General features: G+C 42.8%; 17 protein-coding genes. 12 read left to right on the top strand and 5 right to left on the bottom strand.

Features of this window, described 5'->3' with window-relative positions; all coding sequences use genetic code 11:
• Window positions 1-28 precede the first annotated feature (28 nt).
• A complete protein-coding gene (locus V7D18_RS08095) occupies window positions 29-1,705 on the bottom strand; it encodes a S8 family peptidase (RefSeq protein WP_426153192.1) in 1,677 nt (558 codons plus the stop codon).
• 204 nt (window positions 1,706-1,909) lie between these two features.
• Here V7D18_RS08095 and V7D18_RS08090 point away from each other — a divergent pair, with 204 nt between their 5' ends.
• From V7D18_RS08090 to V7D18_RS08070, 5 genes are all read left to right on the top strand, one after another.
• On the top strand, window positions 1,910-2,473 hold the full coding sequence (locus tag V7D18_RS08090; RefSeq protein WP_426153190.1) for a PadR family transcriptional regulator: 564 nt from the start codon (window positions 1,910-1,912) through the stop codon (window positions 2,471-2,473).
• A complete protein-coding gene (locus V7D18_RS08085) occupies window positions 2,451-3,104 on the top strand; it encodes a class I SAM-dependent methyltransferase (protein ID WP_426153188.1) in 654 nt (217 codons plus the stop codon). Before V7D18_RS08090 ends, V7D18_RS08085 begins: the two co-directional genes overlap by 23 nt.
• Window positions 3,105-3,187: 83 nt before the next feature.
• Complete coding sequence (locus V7D18_RS08080) at window positions 3,188-3,769, top strand: TetR/AcrR family transcriptional regulator (protein ID WP_426153186.1); 582 nt, start codon at window positions 3,188-3,190, stop codon at window positions 3,767-3,769.
• A gap of 17 nt (window positions 3,770-3,786) precedes the next feature.
• On the top strand, window positions 3,787-4,038 hold the full coding sequence (locus V7D18_RS08075) for a zinc ribbon domain-containing protein (protein ID WP_426153184.1): 252 nt from the start codon (window positions 3,787-3,789) through the stop codon (window positions 4,036-4,038).
• A gap of 33 nt (window positions 4,039-4,071) precedes the next feature.
• On the top strand, window positions 4,072-4,380 hold the full coding sequence (locus V7D18_RS08070) for a carboxymuconolactone decarboxylase family protein (protein ID WP_426153182.1): 309 nt from the start codon (window positions 4,072-4,074) through the stop codon (window positions 4,378-4,380).
• Between the two features lie 91 nt (window positions 4,381-4,471).
• Here the strand turns inward: V7D18_RS08070 and V7D18_RS08065 are convergent, their stop codons facing one another.
• Together V7D18_RS08065 and V7D18_RS08060 are read right to left on the bottom strand one after the other, a co-directional pair.
• Window positions 4,472-5,023, bottom strand: a complete 552-nt coding sequence (locus V7D18_RS08065; protein WP_426153180.1) for a nitroreductase family protein — start codon at window positions 5,021-5,023, stop codon at window positions 4,472-4,474.
• Window positions 5,024-5,115: 92 nt separating this feature from the next.
• The gene (locus V7D18_RS08060; RefSeq protein WP_426153178.1) at window positions 5,116-7,551 is read right to left on the bottom strand and encodes a GH36-type glycosyl hydrolase domain-containing protein; all 2,436 of its coding nucleotides are present in this window, start codon (window positions 7,549-7,551) and stop codon (window positions 5,116-5,118) included.
• 302 nt (window positions 7,552-7,853) lie between these two features.
• On the opposite strand from V7D18_RS08060, the gene V7D18_RS08055 reads away from it, so the two are divergent.
• From V7D18_RS08055 to V7D18_RS08035, 5 genes are read left to right on the top strand one after another with little or no spacing between them, the layout of a single operon-like run.
• Window positions 7,854-8,873: a LacI family DNA-binding transcriptional regulator gene (locus V7D18_RS08055; RefSeq protein WP_426153176.1), complete on the top strand. Its 1,020-nt coding sequence runs from the start codon at window positions 7,854-7,856 to the stop codon at window positions 8,871-8,873.
• Between the two features lie 28 nt (window positions 8,874-8,901).
• Window positions 8,902-10,314 (top strand): carbohydrate ABC transporter substrate-binding protein, encoded by a 1,413-nt coding sequence (locus V7D18_RS08050; RefSeq protein WP_426153174.1) that lies wholly within the window; start codon window positions 8,902-8,904, stop codon window positions 10,312-10,314.
• Between the two features lie 55 nt (window positions 10,315-10,369).
• Entirely contained in the window at window positions 10,370-11,305 is a 936-nt protein-coding gene (locus V7D18_RS08045) for a carbohydrate ABC transporter permease (protein ID WP_426153172.1), read from the top strand.
• Window positions 11,305-12,144, top strand: a complete 840-nt coding sequence (locus V7D18_RS08040) for a carbohydrate ABC transporter permease (protein WP_426153170.1) — start codon at window positions 11,305-11,307, stop codon at window positions 12,142-12,144. The genes V7D18_RS08045 and V7D18_RS08040 overlap by 1 nt, the downstream gene beginning before the upstream one ends.
• A gap of 4 nt (window positions 12,145-12,148) precedes the next feature.
• Entirely contained in the window at window positions 12,149-13,489 is a 1,341-nt protein-coding gene (locus V7D18_RS08035; RefSeq protein WP_426153168.1) for a GH1 family beta-glucosidase, read from the top strand.
• A 56-nt stretch (window positions 13,490-13,545) separates the two neighbouring features.
• Here the strand turns inward: V7D18_RS08035 and V7D18_RS08030 are convergent, their stop codons facing one another.
• Together V7D18_RS08030 and V7D18_RS08025 are read right to left on the bottom strand one after the other, a co-directional pair.
• Window positions 13,546-14,601: a hypothetical protein gene (locus tag V7D18_RS08030; protein ID WP_426153166.1), complete on the bottom strand. Its 1,056-nt coding sequence runs from the start codon at window positions 14,599-14,601 to the stop codon at window positions 13,546-13,548.
• Window positions 14,602-14,721: 120 nt separating this feature from the next.
• On the bottom strand, window positions 14,722-15,303 hold the full coding sequence (locus tag V7D18_RS08025) for a TetR/AcrR family transcriptional regulator (RefSeq protein WP_426153164.1): 582 nt from the start codon (window positions 15,301-15,303) through the stop codon (window positions 14,722-14,724).
• A gap of 220 nt (window positions 15,304-15,523) precedes the next feature.
• Between V7D18_RS08025 and V7D18_RS08020 the strand changes: the two genes are divergently transcribed.
• Window positions 15,524-17,713 (top strand): efflux RND transporter permease subunit, encoded by a 2,190-nt coding sequence (locus V7D18_RS08020; protein WP_426153162.1) that lies wholly within the window; start codon window positions 15,524-15,526, stop codon window positions 17,711-17,713.
• A complete protein-coding gene (locus V7D18_RS08015) occupies window positions 17,700-19,937 on the top strand; it encodes a hypothetical protein (protein WP_426153160.1) in 2,238 nt (745 codons plus the stop codon). Before V7D18_RS08020 ends, V7D18_RS08015 begins: the two co-directional genes overlap by 14 nt.
• Window positions 19,938-19,956: the final 19 nt, after the last annotated feature.

Below are 19,956 nucleotides of genomic sequence, written 5' to 3'. Positions count from 1 at the left end.
TTACAGGGCTCTCTGTCTTTTTAGAAACCTACGTGAAAGCTGAAATCTGATCAAAAAGATGAAGCATATCAATCTGGCCGTATCCCCATATATCATTGGGGTAGAACCAGGCGTTGTCACGGTTTGCACTTCGTATGATCATGCGGTTTGCCATTACACCAGTTATCGAGGTATGGTTGCCTCTGATAAAGCCCCATTCCATTATCATTGCAGCAGCTCCGGCAGCGTGGGCAGCAGCAGCCCCAGTGCCGGAAAGTGTGCCGTATCCGTTTCCCGGAAGAGCACAGGGAATCTTATAACCTGGAGCCGCTACATCCGGAAGAATTTCACCAAAGCGGGAGAATCCCCTTCCGGATTCATTTAGTATCATGTTGTCGAATTGGTTATAGGCCGCAACTGTAAGAGGAACACGGGCATCTCCCGGAGATGTGATGGTTGTAGTAGAATCTGAGTGATAAAAGTAAGTATCAGGAGAGATAAGATTCCCGGAGGGGAGCCAGCAATGGAAAGAAAATGGTTCATTTGCTTCGCTTTTAACCTGGCAATGCCAGATACCGGGAAGGGGGTTATTAAAACGCACCAGAATCACCTGATCCCCTGTGGAACCTTCCAGAATAATGTTATTTATCCAGACAGAACTCTGACCCTGTAAAAGGCTGAAGTTCTGGCAGGTGTTAACCGAAGTATAGAGACTGCTTATAATTTCGCAGTCAGGAGAGTAAAGCTCAAGGGTAATCCGGCCTGTTGGAAATGGCCAGATTTCCATGGTAAACATTCGATCCTCTTTTCCAATTTTTAAATCAAAACTGCTGCAGTAAGGTGGTATATGGGAATAACAGTAATAGTGCCTTTTACTTGCTCCTTCGTTCCCTGCAGCAATTACCGCCCCCATTCGGGACTGTCTGACGATCTGGTCCAGATAGGAACTTAAGGGACTCCGCCCATCATGTCCTCCCTGGCTGCTGCCTAAGGTAATGCAGAGGATCAAAGGGCGGTTTAATTGTGCTGCTACGTTTAGAAGATACCGGATTCCAAGCATAATATCGGATTCCTGATAGCACAGGGAGTGCTCTGGTATAAAATAAATCTGTTTTAAATTGTCTTTTGCTTCTTTCAGCTTAACAACAGCTAATTTACTTTGAGGGACAACTCCTGTAAATGAATGTTCCTCATCACGGTTTCCTGCCACTATGCTGGCAATCGCAGTACCATGACCGCTGGTATCTGTAACAGGAACGATAGTTAACGGATCGGGTGATTTCAAGGCAGTATTAATATGGTTTTTTGTATATTCAGAGCCAAAATCAAAACCTGCCGGAGGTTTTCCGGTCTGGTCGGTCTGGTCCCAGATAGAAAGAATGCGGGTAGTTCCGTCATGATTCTGAAAAGCCTGATGGCAATAGTCAATGCCTGTGTCTATGATACCAATCACAACTCCAAGACCCATAAAATTCAACACAGACTGATAAGAAAGGGAGGCAGTACCCGGATTTTCTGTGCATATGGAGGAAGTCAGTGTGTAAACAGAAGGTAAATTTTCGTATGGATGAAGACCTAAATCGCAGGCCTGCATGTTTGTTTGCGCCAGATGGAGCAGAGAATGTTCGTTATTTAATTTTGTGATAGTTTCTGTAAGGATACAAGAAGGGAGCAGGGAGTTACTGAGGATAAAGTCATAATATCCGTTATCAAGTATTTTGTTCATGAAAAGCCTGCCTTTCCATACACAGTATATAACCATTTTATGCCAGTAAAGCACCCAAATGCCTAACAAATGGCTGAATAATAAAAAAATGATTTATCTGAATATTGCAATTTTTTACGGTAAAACGCCCTTGACAAATAGTCAGTACTGAGTATAATGGATTTATGGAATAGTCAGTACTGACTAAAAAGGAAGGAGTTTTATATGATACCTCTGTATATACTTGGGATATTACTGCGGTTTGGTCCTCAGCATGGCTACCAGATCAAAAAAATTATGGAAGAACAGCTGGAGGATTTTACCAGAATAAAACTTCCGAATGTATACTACCATCTTGAGAAGATGGAAGCGTCCGGTATTCTGACTGCTTTAAGAGATAAGCAAAGTGCAAGACCGGAAAAAACGGTATACTTTGTTGGAGAGACAGGAGCGGAGAAGTTTAAGGAGCTGCTGAAACAGACTCTGGATATGAATTATCGTCCTGTTTTTGAAGCGGATGCCGCATTTTATTTTTCTGAATATCTCACTGCAGCAGATTTTCTGCAGAGCCTTACTCTTCATATCAACCATCTGAAATCAGTGCTGAAAGGAATTGAGGTACATCAGACAGAGATGGAAAAGGTCATACCTGAAGATATGAAGACTTACGCTGAGATTATATTTAATCATCATATCATGCATTACAGAGCCGAATTAAACTGGGCGGAAGAATCCGCAGAAGCCATCAGAAAGAAAGGAGCAGGTTATGACAGCAGCGAGAATAGTTGAAACGAATGAGGGAATCCAGAGTGAAGTGACAGCAGAGATTTTCGATGAGTTTGCAAAAGGTATGAGGGATAAGGGATGGAACGGGGTGACTGAGATGATATCCTCCGGAATTCATGGCGGAGATATTCTGGAAATTGGACCGGGTCCGGGCTATGTGGGTCTGGAACTGGCAAAACAGGTAAATCCCAGAACTTTTACCGGGTGTGAGATCAGTCCGGCCATGATCCGAATTGCGGAGAAAAATGCCCGGGATTATGGAATTGCCGCCCGCTATGTACAGGGAAATGGCATGAATATGCCATTGCCTGACGTTTCATTTGATTGTGTGATATCCAATGGATCCATGCATGAATGGGAAAATCCGGTTGAAGTTTTTAATGAGATATACCGGGTGCTTCGTCCGGGAGGAAGGTATTGTATTACAGATATGAGACGGGATATCGGCTTATTGAAACGATATATGATATATTTCAGCACAAAACCAAAAGAAATCAGACCTGGATTTCTTTCTTCGCTGAAAGCTTCTTATACACAGAAAGAGATACAGGAACTTCTTGGCAGCAGCAAACTTAGCGGCGGTATAGTGAAACAGGATTTTATGGGATTAAGCATAACTGGTGAGAAGAACTAGCCGGTTCAGCAAAAAAAAACATTGACAACGAAGAAAAAAAGTTTTATATTGAGTACATACTCAATGAGTTGGTGGTCATTAATATGAAATCAAAAAGACAGATACAAAAAGAAACAACCAGGCAGAAAATTATGGATACCGCGTACCGGATATATGCAAAAGAAGGTTTTTCTGCTTCAACTGCAAGGATTGCCAAAGAGGCAGGAGTCTCACATGGAACTGTTTTTTCTCATTTCCAGTCACTGAATGATCTTTTGGAGTGTATCATTGGAGAGTTTCAGATCAGCCTTGCAGCTGAATTTCATGATATGGCAGAATTAAACATCAGTGTTAGTGATTTCCTGGATACGCATTTAAGGATTCTCATTGAACATGAGGATTTTTATCTTCGCCTTATTACAGAGAGGAGTCTTTTGCCGGAAGAAGTACAGTATGTATATGCGGATAATCAGTCTGCGATTGCCCATCATTTTAACCTGCTGATGTCAAGGGAGATGAAGAATGGCACCATAAAAGAAATCCCTGTCCATATGCTTTTTAATACATGGCTTGGTATGATCCATTATTACTTATGGAACAAGGATTTCTTTTCTCCGGATGAACAGGTATTGGCGCGTTATGCCGGAGAATTGAAACATACATTTTTAAGTCTTATTCGGAAGTAGATGAGGAGGAAAGGAATATGAAGGTATGCATAGCCTGTGGTATGCCCATGGAAAAGAAGTCTGATTTTGCAGGAGGCGATGAGCAGAAAGATTACTGTGTTTATTGTGCCAGGCCGGATGGGACCATGAGGTCATTTGAAGAGGCAAAGGCCGGTATGACCAGGTTTATTATGGAGTCTCAGGGATTTGATGAAACAGCGGCAGAGAAAATTGCTGTAAGCAGTATGAAAAAGCTGCCTGCCTGGAAGGGCATGTTTGACCACGAATGAGCAGCGGTGCGTATGAGAAAGGAGTAAAGCTATATGCAGGTGAGTAATGCATTTTCAGTATTTGCACAGGAGACACCGGAAGTTCAGGGGCCATGGATGGAGATGGTTCATAAGCTTGACATGGCAAGCGGACTTGATAAAAAGACAGAGGAACTTGCCTATATTGCGGTTATGGCAGTCATGCGGCTGGAAAGCGGTCTGCCTTTTCATGTTCAGCTGGCAAAATCACATGGAGCTACAAGAGAGGAAATAATCAGCAGTGTATTGGTTGGACTGCCTGCTGCAGGAAATGTAGTGATTCAGTCATTGCCTATTGCACTGGAAGCGTATGACAAAGAATAGAAAATAGAAGAAATCAGGAATTAATCCCACCCCTGAGTCCTTTTCGCCTGAATCTGCGACATTCGGCAAAAGCGGCCAGGGGTCCTTTTATTTAACGGTTTTTGTCCTCGTTTATGGCTGCATCCGGAAAGGAATTAAAGAAAACTGTATGGTCTAAATCATAGCGTTTTTCATGAAGGGGATGGGGGACTGAGTCTTCTCGCGGATAACCAAGGGGGAGCAGTGCCACAGGAATAAGAGCTTCCGGGATATGAAATGATTCTCTTATGGCTGTTGGGTCGAAATGACCTACCCAGGTGGTTCCAAGGCCCAGTTCTGCAGCCTGCAGCATCATCTGAGCCGTTACGATGCTTGCATCCACTGGTCCCATATCTTCCTGGTCATAGGATCTCTTCCAGCTTACTGTTGTGTCATAGCAGATCAGAAGTGCCATGGGTGCATGAAAATGATAGGGGGTACATTCCTTTAGTTTTGCAAGATTCTCCGGGCTATCCAATACGAGAATACGCTGGGGCTGGTAATTAACTGCTGTGGGGGCAGCCTGACCGGCCTCCAGGATTAGTTTTAATGTGTCCGGTTCTATTTTACGGTCACTGAATTTTCTGACGGAATAACGTTCCTTTACTAATTGAGAGAAGTTCATATCTCTGCCTCCTTTTCCATTTCTTTCTATTTATAACTATACCATATAAATTCAAAGGGGCAAAGCCATAATTATGGTTTTGCCCCTGAAGCTTATTCCAGTATCAGATTAACATGATATTCTTTTTTGCCTTCCTGGATTGGGATCTCATTTCCTTCAATGGAAACTCCGTCTACCAGGAAAGAAGAAATTTTGTTTCCTGTCTTACCGTTTCTTACCACATGAATGTGGTAGCTGGCACCCCGGAACTTGCGGACAGCAGAAAATTCTCCGATTGAATCCGGAAGGCAGGGATTTACAATTAAGCCATGGAAACCAGGCCGTATGCCTAAAATGTGCTGGGAGATACAGACAAAGGTCCAGGCTGCAGTACCGGTCAGCCAGCTGTTCTTTGCTTCACCGAAATTGGCGGCATCTTTACCGGCTATCATCTGGGAATAGCAGTAAGGTTCTGTCTTATGAATCTCACTGATTTCTTCTGTATAGGCAGGAGCCGTTTTACGGTAAATTTCAAATGCACGGTTTCCTCTGCCGATCATGGTTTCTGCAATGGAAATCCATGGGTTGTTGTGGCAGAAGATTCCGGCATTTTCTTTGTATCCCGGCGGATAGGAAGAAATTTCACCCAGCTCCTTATGATAGGTCTGGTATGCCGGCTGATGAAGTACGATTCCATAGGTGGTTTCAAGCCTTTCCTGCACACTGTCCAGAGCTTTTTTCGCCAGGCCTTCTTCAATTCCAATTCCGCCCATTACGCAAAATCCCTGTGGTTCAATAAAAATCTGACCTTCTTTGCATTCCCTGGAGCCAACTTTATTGCCGAAAGCGTCATAGGCGCGCAGGAACCATTCTCCGTCCCAGCCGGATTTAAGGACTGCATCATAAACTTCTTTTACAGAAGCTTCCGCTTCGGCGGCTTCCTTCTCAAGTCCGGTTAAACGGCAGATTTCCGCGTATTCTTTTCCGTATTTTACATACATTCCCGCGATCATCAGAGATTCTGCAACAGGACCTTCCGAGGGTCCTGTTGTCTGAAATGATTCACCCGGCTCCATGGAGAAGCAGTTTAAATTCAGGCAGTCATTCCAGTCGGCACGCCCGATGAGAGGGAGGCCGTGTGGTCCTAAATGGGATCTTGTAAATCCAAAGGAACGTCTTAAATGCTCCATTAAAGTCTGGCTCTTGCTGGCATCGTTATCAAAAGGAACCGTTTCTTTTAAGATATCCCAGTCGCCGGTTTCGCGTATGTATGCACTGACTCCTGCGATAAGCCAGAGCGGATCATCATTAAAACCGCTTCCAATATCCATATTTCCTCTTTTAGTAAGAGGCTGATACTGGTGGTAAGCACTTCCGTCTTCAAACTGGGTAGAGGCAATATCGATGATGCGCTCCCTTGCCCGTTCCGGTATCATGTGAACAAAACCAAGTAAGTCCTGGCAGGAATCACGGAATCCCATACCTCTTCCTGTTCCTGATTCATAATAGGAGGCAGAGCGGGACATATTAAAGGTCACCATGCACTGATACTGGTTCCAGATGTTTACCATGCGTGCGGTTTTTTCTTCCTCCAGTGTTACGCTGTAAGTAGAGAGAAGATCTGTCCAGTATTGTTTCAGCTTTTCAAGGGCTTTTTCAATGTCTGAAGCAGTGCGGTATTTTTCCAGCACAGCATTGGAGGGAGTCTTGTTGATGACATCTGGTGCGCTCCATTTTGAGTCCTGTTCATTCTCTGCGTATCCAAGAACAAAGACAAAGGTTTTTTCCTCTCCGGGTTTTAATTGGAGCGTGATCCGGTGAGAGCCGATGGGAGACCAGCCGCTGGCCATGGAATTACCGGAAGTATTTTTTTCCACCATGGCCGGATTCTGATTGGAGCCATACACGCCTGTAAAGGTATTCCTGTCCGTATCAAAACCCTGTATATCGGTATTGACGGAGTAATAGGCATAATGATTTCTTCTTTCTCTGTACTCTGTTTTATGATAAATGACAGAACCCTCAACTTCAACCTCACCGGTATTGAAATTTCTCTGATAGTTGGTCATATCATCCATGGCATTCCACAGACAGAATTCCACGTAGGAATACAGGGTAAATTCTTTGGCGGCGGTGCTTTCATTCTTTAATGTGACCTGGTTGATCTCACAGGAATCGCCTAAAGGTACAAAGGCTGTGACATTTGCGCACAAGCCATTTTTCTTTCCGGTGAAACGGGTCACTCCAAGTCCATGGCGGCATTCATAGAAATCCAGCGGAGTCTTTGTGGGCTGCCAGCCCGGATTCCAGATAGTGCCGTTTTCATTAATGTAGTAGTAGTGTCCGTTGCTGTCCAGAGGAACATTATTGTAACGGTACCTTGTCAGCCGGAGCATTTTGGCATCTTTATAAAAGCTGTAGCCACCTCCGGTATTGGAAACCAGCGAAAAGAAATTTTCGCTGCCCAGATAGTTGATCCACGGCAGAGGAGTATCTGGGGCAGTAATTACATATTCTTTGTCCTGGTCATTAAAATATCCATATTTCATAGTTGAATAACTCCTTCCTGTTGGATGACCCAAATCCCTAAAAACGACATTTTTCGAAAACGATTAAGAAAGATAATAGGGAGTTATACGGTCATAATAGCGCGGGTTGAGAAAAAAAACAAGAGGAAAATTTTAAATAATGGAATTTATAATAGGTAAGTTTAATGAAAAATGTAAATATGCACAAAAAGTATGTGTAAAATCTATTTAAACTAGACAAAAAAGAAAAAACTTATTGATTTTTACCGAAGAAAGGGGTATAGTGAAAATACGAAAACGATTAAGTTAAAAGGATGAGACATATGATTTCTATGAAAGAACTGGCACAGCACTGCGGAGTATCCGTTGCCACAGTGAGCAAGGCGCTTAATGATCAGAATGACATCGGGGAGAGCACTAAAATAAGAGTTAAGCAGGCAGCGGAAAAACTGGGATATTATCCCAATGCTGCAGCAAGATCCTTAAAAACAAACAGAAGCTATAACATAGGAGTTCTGTTTGTTGATGAGGCTAACAGCGGTCTGACTCATGAATATTTTGCCGCGGTTCTGGAGGGATTTAAGGTAGAGGCGGAAAAGCAGGGGTATGATATTACATTTATTAACGGGCAGATAGGAAAAAAGAAGGTTTCCTATTATGACCACTGCAAATACAGGAATGTAGATGGTGTGGTGATTGCCTGCGTCCAATTCGACAACCCTGAGGTGATTGATCTTTTAAACGGGGACATTCCGGTTGTAACAATTGATCATATCAATGAAAACTGCTCTTCTGTTTTATCCGATAACGTAAAAGGTATCCAAAGCCTTATGGAATATGTTTATGAAAAAGGCCACAGGAAAATTGCCTACATACACGGGCAGGCAGGCAGCACCGTTACAAAGGCGAGGCTCACCAGCTTTTATCGCTTTCTTGAAAGTAAAGAGCTTTCGGTACCTGATGATTATGTACTGGAAGCAGATTATCTGGATGTCAGTCAGGCTATGGCATGTACCAGTGAGCTGTTAGACAGAAAAGATCCGCCAACCTGTATCTTATATCCCGATGATACAGCGCTGATCGGCGGTCTTAATGAAATCCGGGTAAGAAATATAAGGGTTCCGGATGATATCTCCATTGCCGGCTATGACGGCAGCAGATTATCACAGTTATTAAACCCCAGGCTTACTACCATTCGCCAGGACACAGCGGCAATCGGTATACAGGCCGCCAAAAAATTGATAAGCACAATCGAAAAACCCAAGACAACTTTCACAGAACAGATCATTGTGGAGGGGGAGCTGATTACAGGGGAATCGGTTGGTAATGCTAATATTTCATGATAGTAATATCAGAAAAGGAGAGGGAAATATGAAGAAGAAAGTTGTAAGCGGATTATTATGCGCGGTAATGGCAGCTTCACTGGTTGCCGGCTGCTCCTCAAAGAGCGCGCAGAGCGAAAGTGGAAGCAAAGCTGCAGAGACGACTGCCAAGGAAACTGAGGCAAAGACGGAAGCGCAGAAAGAAGCTGGCGGTGAAGGAGGAAAAGTGATTAATATTTATGTCTGGAATGATGAATTCAAAGCCAGATATGAAGATTATTATGCTTCCAAGCTTCCAGCCGGTTATAAGGTCAATTTTGTGACGACTCCCAGTGAAAACAACGCTTATCAGAATGCTCTTGATGAAGCACTGTTAAATCAGAATGATGCAAAGGCTGATGATAAAGTGGATATGTTCCTGGTTGAAGCTGATTATATTCTGAAGTATGTCAATTCCGATTACACCCTTGATTTAAAGGATGTTGGTATTACAGATCAGGATATGTCAAAGCAGTATGACTACACCAAAGTAATCGCACAGGATTCCAAGGGAGCGCAAAAAGGTATTTCCTGGCAGGGCTGCCCTGGACTTTATATCTATCGCCGTTCCATTGCCAAGGATGTACTGGGAACAGATGATCCTGCAGAAGTTCAAAAGGCAATTAATGACTGGGATTCCTTTGACAAAACTGCTGCAAAGATGAAAGATAAAGGTTACCTTATGCTTTCCGGCTATGATGATTCCTACCGTACTTTCTCTAACAATGTAGCTGCTCCATGGGTAAACGGAAAGAAAATAGCGATTGATCCGAGCCTTGAAAAGTGGGTAGAGCAGACAAAGAAGTATACAGACAGCGGCTACAATCAGAAAACCACACTCTGGGCAGCTGAATGGGCTTCCGGACAGGGTCCTGAAGGAAAAGTATTTGGTTATTTCATGCCGGCATGGGGCGTAGATTTCGTTCTTGCGAAAAACTCTCTTGCAAAGGCAGAAGCTGACGGAGGAAAGCAGGAACCAGGAAATGGTGTTTATGGTGACTGGGCTGCAACCATTGGACCAGAATCCTATAACTGGGGCGGAACCTGGCTGTGCGCAGCAAATGGCACCGACAATCCTGATATTGTAGCAGATATTATGAAGACAATCTGCTGTGATGATGCAACCATGAAGAAAATTGTAGAAGAGAAGAATGACTTCGTAAATAACAAGACAGTTATGGAAGAACTGGCAAAGGGCGATTATAAGTCGGCTTTCCTTGGCGGACAGAATCCTCTTCAGATGTACTGTGATGCTGCAGAAAAGATTGATATGAGCAAGATTTCTCCTTACGATCAGGGACTGAATGAAAGCTTCCAGAATGCAATGCATGATTATTTTAACGGTACTGTTGATAAAGATACAGCACTTAAGAATTTCTACACATCTGCACAAGAGAAATATCCGGAATTAGAAACACAGTAGCAGTAAGATACAGGGCGGGATTTTCCCGCCCTGTATGAAAACAGGAGGCTCCATCATGGTAAGAGAAAAAAAGGCAAAAGCCAGAAAGAAAGTCAGCTATTCAAAATGGGGATACATTTTTTTAATACCTTTTTTTGTTACATATTTAGTATTTTCCTTTATCCCCCTGATATCTACGTTTTATAACAGTATGTTTGAAAATTACCGTTCAGGGTTGACTCAGATCGGACCTAATTTTGTCGGATTTGAGAATTATATCACCATTTTTCAGAGTGATCTCCTAAAGTACTTAGGCAATACCGTGATTCTCTGGATTATCGGCTTTATTCCCCAGATTATCATTTCCCTGATTCTGGCGGTCTGGTTTGCTGATTTTAGAATGCGGCTGAGAGGAAGTACCTTTTTCAAAACAATTATATACCTTCCCAATGTGATTATGGCGGCATCCTTTGCCATGCTGTTTTTTGCCCTGTTTTCAGATGACGGTCCAATGAACAATCTTATAATAAGAATGGGGCTGGCAGACAGTCCGATCCGTTTTCTTACCACAGTATGGGGAACCAGAGGACTGATCGGTTTTATGAATTTCATGATGTGGTTTGGCAATACAACCATACTCCTCATGGCGGCCATTCTTGGAGTTGATTCTGCTTTGTTTGAGGCTGCAGCCATAGACGGAGCAAAATCTTTCCAGATATTTACCAAAATTACAATGCCGACCATTAAACCCATATTTATTTACGTACTGATCACTTCACTCATCGGCGGACTGCAGATGTTTGATGTGCCCCAGGTACTTACCAATGGAAAAGGAACCCCTGACCGGGCCAGTATGACGTTAATCATGTTTTTGAATAATCACCTGTTCAGCAAAAACTATGGTATGGCAGGAGCTTTATCCGTAATACTCTTCATTATTACAGCAGCACTCAGTCTTGTGGTATTTTTTATACTCACCGGTGCTGGTAAACAGAAAGGAGGATCAAAATAATGGGAAAAGCGATGAATTTAAAAAAGGCAGTTGCTTATATCGTACTGTCACTCTTGTCTTTTCTGTGCCTTTTCTTCTTTTATTGCCTGATCATTAATGCGACCAGATCCCATCCGGAAATTGCAAAGGGATTCTCATTTCTGCCAGGCAGATCATTCGGTCCTAACTTATATAATGTGCTGCATAACAAGAATCTGCCTGTTGTTCATGGAATAATAAACAGTCTCTTTATCGCCGGTGCTTCCGCAGGCCTGGCAGTATATGTATCAGCACTTACGGCATATGCAATTCATGCCTATGATTTTAAATTCAGAAATGCAGTTTATCTTTTTATCATCCTGATTATGATGATTCCTACGCAGGTCACAACCCTTGGTTTCTTAAGCCTGATTGGTAAAATGGGACTTATGGACAGTTTTGTTCCTCTGATTCTTCCATCTATGGCTGCACCGGTTATATTCTATTTTATGGTTTCTTATTTTCAAAGCAATCTGCCGTTGGAAATTGTGGAGTCAGCCAGAATTGATGGATCCAATGAATTTTACACCTTTAATTTTATTGTAATACCCATTGTGAAGCCTGCTCTGGCAGTGCAGGGAATCTTTGCATTTGTGGCTTCCTGGAACAATTATTTTGTTCCTTCCCTTGTGCTCAAATCCAATGCGAAAAAAACGCTTCCTATATTAATAGCGCAGCTTAGAAGTGCGGATTTCTTAAAATTTGACATGGGTCAGGTTTATATGCTGATTACCATTGCCATTGTTCCGGTTGCCATTATCTATTTATGCCTGTCAAGGTTCATCATTGGCGGAGTTACGGCAGGAAGTGTGAAGGGATAGCAGGATGGACTGGAAAAAAGACTTTATATGGGGTACTGCAACCTCATCCTATCAGATCGAGGGGGCAGCCTTTGAGGATGGAAAAGGGCTGTCTGTATGGGATGTCTTTGCAAGAGAGAAAGGCAGAATTTTTGAGGGACATACAGGAGAAGTGGCATGCGATCATTACCACCGGATGAAAGAGGATGTTGCTCTGCTTGCAGAGCTTGGAGTAGGAGCTTACCGCTTTTCTGTTTCCTGGCCAAGAATGATACCCCATGGAACCGGAAACGTGAATGAAAAAGGGCTGCGTTTCTATTCTGATCTGGTGGACGAACTGCTGAAACATCATATTACTCCCTATGTAACCCTGTTTCATTGGGATTATCCCAATGAGCTGGAGATGCAGGGCGGCTGGTTAAACCCAGAAAGTCCTGAGTGGTTTGTTTCGTATACAGAGGTTGTTGCAAAAACATTTGGAAACCGGGTAAAGAATTATATTACTTTTAATGAACCCCAGATATTTACCTGGCTTGGATATGATAAATGCACTCATGCTCCGGGAATTAAATATCCGGCGGGAAGAATCCTTTCCATGTGCCGGAATATTGCCCTGGCACATGGAAAATCTGTGGTTAAATTACGGGAACTGATACCAGATTGCAGGGTAGGATATGCACCTACCTGCGGCAATGCTTACTGGCCCGTGGAAGAAACCGATTTTCTGGCATCAAAAGCAGGAGAACTGCAAAATTCAATAAGAGCGGATGACTGGCTTTTTTCTTCTGCATTCTGGAATGAGCTGTTCTTAAAAGGAAGGTTTCATGCACAATGCAGGGATTTATTTGGCAGTGATTTGCCGCAGCTGACTGAGGAAGAAGGGCGCCTGATTGGCCAGCCTCTCGATTTTTGCGGTATGAATCTCTATCAGGGCACCTCCGTGTCCGTATCTGAGACGGGAGAGATCGTGCTTGGCAAGCTTCCTGCAGGTCATGGAAAGACCGGAATGGGCTGGCCCATTACTCCGAAAGCCATGTACTGGGCAGTAAAGAATTTTTATGATACCTACCATCTGCCTTTATTTATCACTGAGAATGGCATGTCTGCACTGGATGTAATATCTTTAGATGGAGGTGTACATGATCCGTGCAGAATTGATTACCTGGCACGCCATCTGTCTGAACTGAAGCGCGCAGTTTTAGACGGAGCGGAAGTGGAAGGGTACTTTTTGTGGAGTTTTCTTGATAATTTCGAATGGGAGAAGGGCTATGATGATCGGTTTGGAATCGTCTATGTTGACTATGAAACCCAGAGAAGAATACCGAAGGACAGCTTTTACTGGTACCAGAATATAATAAAATCATAATTATAATAGAAAGCAGGACAGTTCAGTGATAATTACTGATCTGTCCTGCTTTTTTGTCACCCCAGCGGGGTGGTTAGTCCGGTTATTTCATCAAATTGAAAGCTTACGCTGTTGTCGGCGCAGTCACATAAATAGGTGGCAACATAGGTTAGTGTGTTGTCCGGCAGCCGCTTGTAAGTCCGTACCGTGTAGTAGTCTTTTCCGTCTATCTTAGATATACCGGGAGATGCTATGAACTGGTAGGAATCTGCACTCTCTGTAAGCTTCAGTTTTTCCTGTCCCTGGGAACGTACGGTGTTCTCGGCCTCCTCAATCGAGGTCTCGGATTTGGGCTGCTTTTTTATATCGGAGATTACTTTTTTCTGCTGATTCCACTGGTTTTTAAAATAGTCATTCCAGGATTCACTGCCTTTGCCTGCTGTTACAGTCACGCTGTCGCCTTCGGATTCCAGAGTGATGGAAAGATAGGACTTGGAATCACTGGACGGACCGGCAAGCTGATAGCATTCCGAATTTTCACTTTTTGTTTCACTTTCAGTGGTTTCTGCTGCTGTACTTTCTTCAGTCACATCGATAAAACTTTTCTGAGTCTCCAGGTAATCCTTATAGCTTTTTAAATCTGCGGAGGCGTTGTCCAGCTTTACATATTTATATGTGTCTTTCTGCTGGTCTGCGGCAGAAGTATCGTCTTCTGATGCAGTTTTGCCTTCAGAATCGGACGTGGAAGCAGGGTCGGTTTCCTTCTTGGTACTGTCCGGTTTTTCTGTTTCCTTTGAGCTTTCCGGAACGGATTCCGGCTCTTCGTAGGTACGGTCGCCAACAATTGCGGTGAACGAGGAAATATCTTCATCCTTTGAAAAATAATATTCCGGTGATTTGGCCACCTTTTCTTTTACGGTATTCTTATTTCTTACGGACAGCAGAATAATGGCCTGGGCAGCTCCGATAATTACAATGAACAGGGCTGCAACCAGCAAAACAACAACTCTTTTGTTCTTTGGCAATAAAGTCTTTTTCCCGGCTTTTGCAGGCTTTTCCTTCTTCACTTTTGCAGCCTTGGGCTTTTTAAGCTTTGTCTTGGGTTCTTTTATTTTTGTTTTCTTTGTAGGCATAATGATCATCCTTATGTAATATTTAATACAGTAAAATAAGATGCAGTTACAAAACTCCACTATCCATATATCGGTTAAAGCTTATTGAAACATAAGGATTGTCTTAAATTTATCATACAATTATATGATCAGAAGATTTTTTGCAGTACCCATAATAACCTTATCAACAAATTCTGCAACTTCTTCTTTCGGCTCCTTCATATCCGTATTCAGCCACTGCTTCAATACTCCCGTGAGACCGTATGTAATGAATTCCAGGAAGTAGTTTAAGGTAACATCCCTGGCGTCGGGATATTGTTCTTTGATAATGGCAGTTCCATTTTTTAGAATAAGAGTGTGGAAGCGATTGACAAAATCGTTGGATGAGCTGTTCTCAAAAAGGATATTACATATCTTTTTGTTCTCCTCAATATATTGAATGATGGGTATAATAACTGGCATGAGAGATGCTTTTTTAAATGCTTCCCGATAGTTGTTTACCATATTTTGAAAATCATTTAATACTTCGGTTTCCATTTCCTGTAAAAGACTGTATGTATCCGCGTAATGAAGATAGAAGGTCCCCCTGTTTAAATCAGCCAGTTCCGTGATATCCTTTACGGAAATATTTTTAATATCCTTTTTTTCCATAAGTTCCAGAAGACTTTCCTTTAATAGTCTCTGAGTTTTTCGTATGCGTCGATCCTGCTTTTGCATATCCATACAACTCCTCCTTTCGCGCTTTGGCGCGTACTGTGGTTCTGATTGACGATATTCAAAAATGTGTTGAGTATTATGCCGGAAAAATATTCTGTGATTATTAATAGATGTATTTAAATAGATTGATTATTGAATGTTATATACACTAGTATTATAATATACACATGTTGAAAAGTCAATAAAGTATCCATTAGTAGATTATCGATTATAAATGGAGGGGGATATGGAAAAAAACAGAAGCTTTTTCGACAAATTAGTTCATTTTATTGTTTTTAAAGGAAAATTAATTGAAAGTGTATTTTTTGCTGGGACCATTATCTGTGCAGTTTGTTTTCCTTTTGTAAAAGTTAATTATGATTTAAGCAAGTATCTGCCGCAGTTTGCCCAGACGAAACAGGCGCTGGATGTGATGGAAGATGAGTTTGGATATCCCGGTATGGCGCGGATCATGGTGCGGGACGTAAGTCTTCAGGAAGCAAAGCGGATCAGAAGTGAAATTTCAGATCTGGAGGGAGTGGATGTGGTAGTAGGACCTGATCTTGCAACGGATGTATATATGGGAGCATCTTTTGCAAATGAGGGACTGACAGACATGGCTTCTGTTGATGTATTTTCCATGAAAGACTATTACCGCAATGGCAATGCATTGATGGACATCATTTTCAAAAATGGGGATGACAATCCGCTCACCCGTTCCGGCGTAGAAGAGATATACAGGATTGTAGGAAAGGATCGGGGATGTTTTGCAGGAAGTGCGGTATCCAGTAAAGAGAGGGAGGAATCCATCACTCATGAGATTACCATAGCAATCGGTATGGCACTGGTGATCATCTGGCTGATACTGACGCTTACGACTACGTCATGGATGGAACCATTCCTGTTTATCTTAATTATGGTAATCGCAATTATATTGAATATGGGGTCAAACCTGATGTTTGGAACCATATCATTTTTCACATTTTCGACAGCGGCTATTTTACAGCTGGCAGTCTCTATGGACTATTCGATTTTTCTCTTACATACATTCACCGCAATAAAAAATACCGGTATAGAAATAAACAAAGCCATGGAAATGGCAGTGAAGGAATCCTGCAGTTCCATTTTAGCCAGCGGAGCAACTACGATTGTCGGATTTATAGTCATTGCATTCATGCGTTTTACCATTGGCAAAGATGTGGGATTTGTGCTTACAAAAGGGATTATCTGCAGTCTGGCAACGGTGCTGTTTCTGATGCCGACTCTGATCCTGCATTTTAACAGAATGATAGAAAAGACTGCGCATAAACCCTTTGTGCCTCCCTTTGACCGTTTTGCAAGGCTGATGAACAGAATCAGGAAACCTGTGTTTATAACAGCAATGATCCTGGCTGTTCCCTGTTACTTTGGTCAGAGCATGAATGCCTTTTACTATGGTGATGATGCCATCGGCGCAGGTCCGGGAACAAGAGTTTATGAGGATACCAGAAAGATTAATGAGGAATTTGGAAAATCCAACATGATGATTGGAATCGTACCAAATGGTTCGGTGGTGACGGAAAGACAGCTGACGGATGCACTGGAGGATCTGGATTTTGTTAATTACGCCATTTCCATGTCAGGAACGATACCGAGAGGAATTCCTGAAAGCTTTCTGCCGGATAAGGTCAGTATGCAGTTAAGAAGCAGCCATTACGCCAGATTCCTTATATCCATGAATACCGTTCAGGAAAGTCAGTATGCCTTTGACTGCAGTCAGAAGCTTGAGAATGTAATTCGTGAATTTTACCCCAATGATGCATATGTAATTGGTATGACGCCCACCACGATTGATATCCGTGATATTTTAACTGATGACTATAATAAGGTATCCATCCTTTCCCTGGCAGGGGTTGCACTTGTAGTCCTGGTTACTTTTCAGGCAGTCCTGGTGCCGATTCTTGTTATTATTCCAATCGAGGTTGCAATCTACTTAAATATGACTCTGCCCTACGTGATGGGAGACAGTATGGTATATATCGGCTATATCATAGTAAGCTGCCTTCAGCTGGGGGCTACCATTGACTATTCCATTTTGATGACCAATAACTACCTTGGTTTCAGAAAAACCATGAATAACACAGATTCAGCAATGGCCGCCATTTCAAAAAGTACATTATCCATACTTACATCGGGAGGCATTTTAACCGTGGTGGGTTATCTCCTGTTTTTTACGTCTTCCATACAGGCCATTTCCCAGGTAGGACGCCTTGTGGGCAGAGGAGCGATTCTCAGCATGTTATTGGTACTGTCTCTCTTACCGGCGTTACTCAGTCTGTTTGATAAACAGATACAAAAACAGCAGGAGCGGGCGTCCAGACGAAAAGAGAGACGGCGTTTAAAATACACAAAAGTAAGAGGAAAGTTAAAAGGAGGGGATGCAAATGAACAGGCATAAAAAAATAGTTCCCATAGGGCTGGCGGCTGTTATCTCCATGCAGTCCGTACTGGTGCCATTGGCATCGGAAATACAGCCTCCATGCGATGAAACTCTTTACGTGACAATGGATCCCTATGGAGAAATAAAGGAAAGCAGCGTGGTAAAGATTTACAGGTTGAATGGAAGTGAGCCGCTGGTAGATTACGGAAATTATGAAAAGGTAATTAATTTGACAGATCATTCCAAACCGGAGGTGGGGGCTGACGGCTCAGTAACTTTTACACCGGAAGCAGGCGAAAACAGATTCTATTTTGAAGGACAGACAAAAACGGAAAAAAAGGAGCTGCCCTGGAATATTACAGTCAGTTACAGGCTTAACGGAGTGGAGAAAAAAGCGGAAGAGCTGGCAGGGGAAAAGGGTCTGATCGAAGTGAATGTGGACCTGGCGCCCAATGAAGGGCTTTCCGATTTCTATAAAAACAATATGACACTGATGGGCAGTGCTGTTGTGGATATGGATAAAAACTTAAGCCTGGAGGCCGAGGGTGCGCAGGTGCAGACGGTAGGAAATCTAAGCACGGTGGTTTTCTTTGCTCTTCCAGGAGAAGATGGACATTATTCCATCCGCATTGGTACGGATGATTTTAAATTCTCCGGAGTGGTCTTTGCCATGGTCCCGCTGACGGTCAGCCAGCTTGACAAAGTGAAAGATTTGCGGGAGGCCAGGGAAACCATGGAAGATTCTGCAGATGCCATCAGTGACAGCCTGGATGTGGTACTGAATACCATGGATCAGATGAAGAACAGCATTGACAGTACATCGAGTGGAATCAGGGGTCTTAATAAAACCAGACAGATTGTGGCGGATTCAAAGGGAAAGGTCTATCAGAATGCAGATGAAGCGCTGGCTGCACTTGATGGACTGTCTAAGACACTAAGACCGTTTTATAATCACACGCAGAATGCCAAAACGGCGTTAAATGATCTGAGAAGCCAGACGAATCATTTAACTGAAATTTTAAGTGATCTCTCTCCGGATTTAAATGATTTACAGGAGGGGGTAAGGAAACTCAGAGATGAACTGGAAGAATTACAGAGACTGGCAAATTCACCGGAAGTCGGAATGAAAACTCAGATATTCTTAAAGCAGCTTGATAAGACACAGGAGCATTTAAATACACTGACAGACCAGCAGCAGGCGCTGGCGAAGGAACTTGCAGCGCTTGCAGAGATACTTCCCCAGCTGACGGCTTTAACCGGTTCACTAAACGCCTCGGCACAGGGACTGGGGGATGAGGAACTGGAAGAACTGCTTTATGACGTCACAGAGGAAGGTCTGGCTGACGAGGATGAAATTTCCTCCTATTTATTTAATGAGAAAGGCTATTCTGTTACAGAAATCAACGCATTAACCGATTATTTAACTTCTGCACTGGGAACCGGAAGTACCGCTTCCCCCAGTTCTGCTTCAAAGGCTGCACTAAAAGCTGCAGCACCACTTGCTGAGATACTCCCACAGCTGGCAGGAAGCGGAGCCGTACTGACCGATGATATGACAAAATTCATTGGGCTGACAAAAGTTCTTCTTGGAGATCTCTATTCGGAAAGAAATCATATTAGCGGCGCGGCAGACGGTGTAATACAATCGTCCGATGCCATTGGAAAACTATGCGATACTGCGGATGACCTGATTGGAAATGCGGAAGAACTGAATGGAATTTTAAACCGTCATCATGATGAGATGCTTAATACGCTGACAGATATGGGAGAGATGACAGACAGTGCATCAGGAAGCATTGATTCCATGAATGTATTTTTCCGGTCTCTGGAGAATCAGATGAAGACAGTGGGTAATTCTTTAAATGGCAGCACGGAAAAGACGTTAAACGGTCTGGCGGATACCCTGGATGTTGCAGGAAATGGTCTTGATCAGACTGAAGTTTTAAGAAATGCCAAGGATACCATAAAAAATATGATTGATGATAAGTGGGACGAATATACCACTGAGGATACCACCCTGCTAAACATTGATTTAGAAGCAAAACCTGTCTCTATGACATCAGTAAGAAATCCATCGCCAAAGAGCATTCAAATCATACTGAGAACTGGAGAAATCAAGCAGGATGAAGAAGATGAAGATGTGAAAGTGGATGAAGATTTCCACCCGGATGGCAGTGTGTTTCACCGCATAGGAAACATATTTAAAAGCATTTTAGGTTTTTTTGCTTCTATATTTAAATAGAAAAAATCAGATAAAAATC

Source organism: Lacrimispora sp. 38-1 (assembly GCF_049890855.1).
GTDB lineage: Bacteria > Bacillota > Clostridia > Lachnospirales > Lachnospiraceae > Lacrimispora.
The sequence above is the reverse complement of the archived record's forward strand: the minus strand, read 5'-3'. Positions and strand labels throughout refer to the sequence as shown.

Coding starts and splice junctions, on each gene's coding strand:
- V7D18_RS08035 (WP_426153168.1), top strand. CDS start 12,149: ATGGACTGGAAAAAAGACTTTATATGGGGTACTGCAACCTCATCCTAT.
- V7D18_RS08070 (WP_426153182.1), top strand. CDS start 4,072: ATGCAGGTGAGTAATGCATTTTCAGTATTTGCACAGGAGACACCGGAA.
- V7D18_RS08080 (WP_426153186.1), top strand. CDS start 3,188: ATGAAATCAAAAAGACAGATACAAAAAGAAACAACCAGGCAGAAAATT.
- V7D18_RS08055 (WP_426153176.1), top strand. CDS start 7,854: ATGATTTCTATGAAAGAACTGGCACAGCACTGCGGAGTATCCGTTGCC.
- V7D18_RS08060 (WP_426153178.1), bottom strand. CDS start 7,551: ATGAAATATGGATATTTTAATGACCAGGACAAAGAATATGTAATTACT.
- V7D18_RS08045 (WP_426153172.1), top strand. CDS start 10,370: ATGGTAAGAGAAAAAAAGGCAAAAGCCAGAAAGAAAGTCAGCTATTCA.
- V7D18_RS08040 (WP_426153170.1), top strand. CDS start 11,305: ATGGGAAAAGCGATGAATTTAAAAAAGGCAGTTGCTTATATCGTACTG.
- V7D18_RS08050 (WP_426153174.1), top strand. CDS start 8,902: ATGAAGAAGAAAGTTGTAAGCGGATTATTATGCGCGGTAATGGCAGCT.
- V7D18_RS08030 (WP_426153166.1), bottom strand. CDS start 14,601: ATGCCTACAAAGAAAACAAAAATAAAAGAACCCAAGACAAAGCTTAAA.
- V7D18_RS08015 (WP_426153160.1), top strand. CDS start 17,700: ATGAACAGGCATAAAAAAATAGTTCCCATAGGGCTGGCGGCTGTTATC.
- V7D18_RS08020 (WP_426153162.1), top strand. CDS start 15,524: ATGGAAAAAAACAGAAGCTTTTTCGACAAATTAGTTCATTTTATTGTT.
- V7D18_RS08090 (WP_426153190.1), top strand. CDS start 1,910: ATGATACCTCTGTATATACTTGGGATATTACTGCGGTTTGGTCCTCAG.
- V7D18_RS08085 (WP_426153188.1), top strand. CDS start 2,451: ATGACAGCAGCGAGAATAGTTGAAACGAATGAGGGAATCCAGAGTGAA.
- V7D18_RS08025 (WP_426153164.1), bottom strand. CDS start 15,303: ATGGATATGCAAAAGCAGGATCGACGCATACGAAAAACTCAGAGACTA.
- V7D18_RS08065 (WP_426153180.1), bottom strand. CDS start 5,023: ATGAACTTCTCTCAATTAGTAAAGGAACGTTATTCCGTCAGAAAATTC.
- V7D18_RS08075 (WP_426153184.1), top strand. CDS start 3,787: ATGAAGGTATGCATAGCCTGTGGTATGCCCATGGAAAAGAAGTCTGAT.
- V7D18_RS08095 (WP_426153192.1), bottom strand. CDS start 1,705: ATGAACAAAATACTTGATAACGGATATTATGACTTTATCCTCAGTAAC.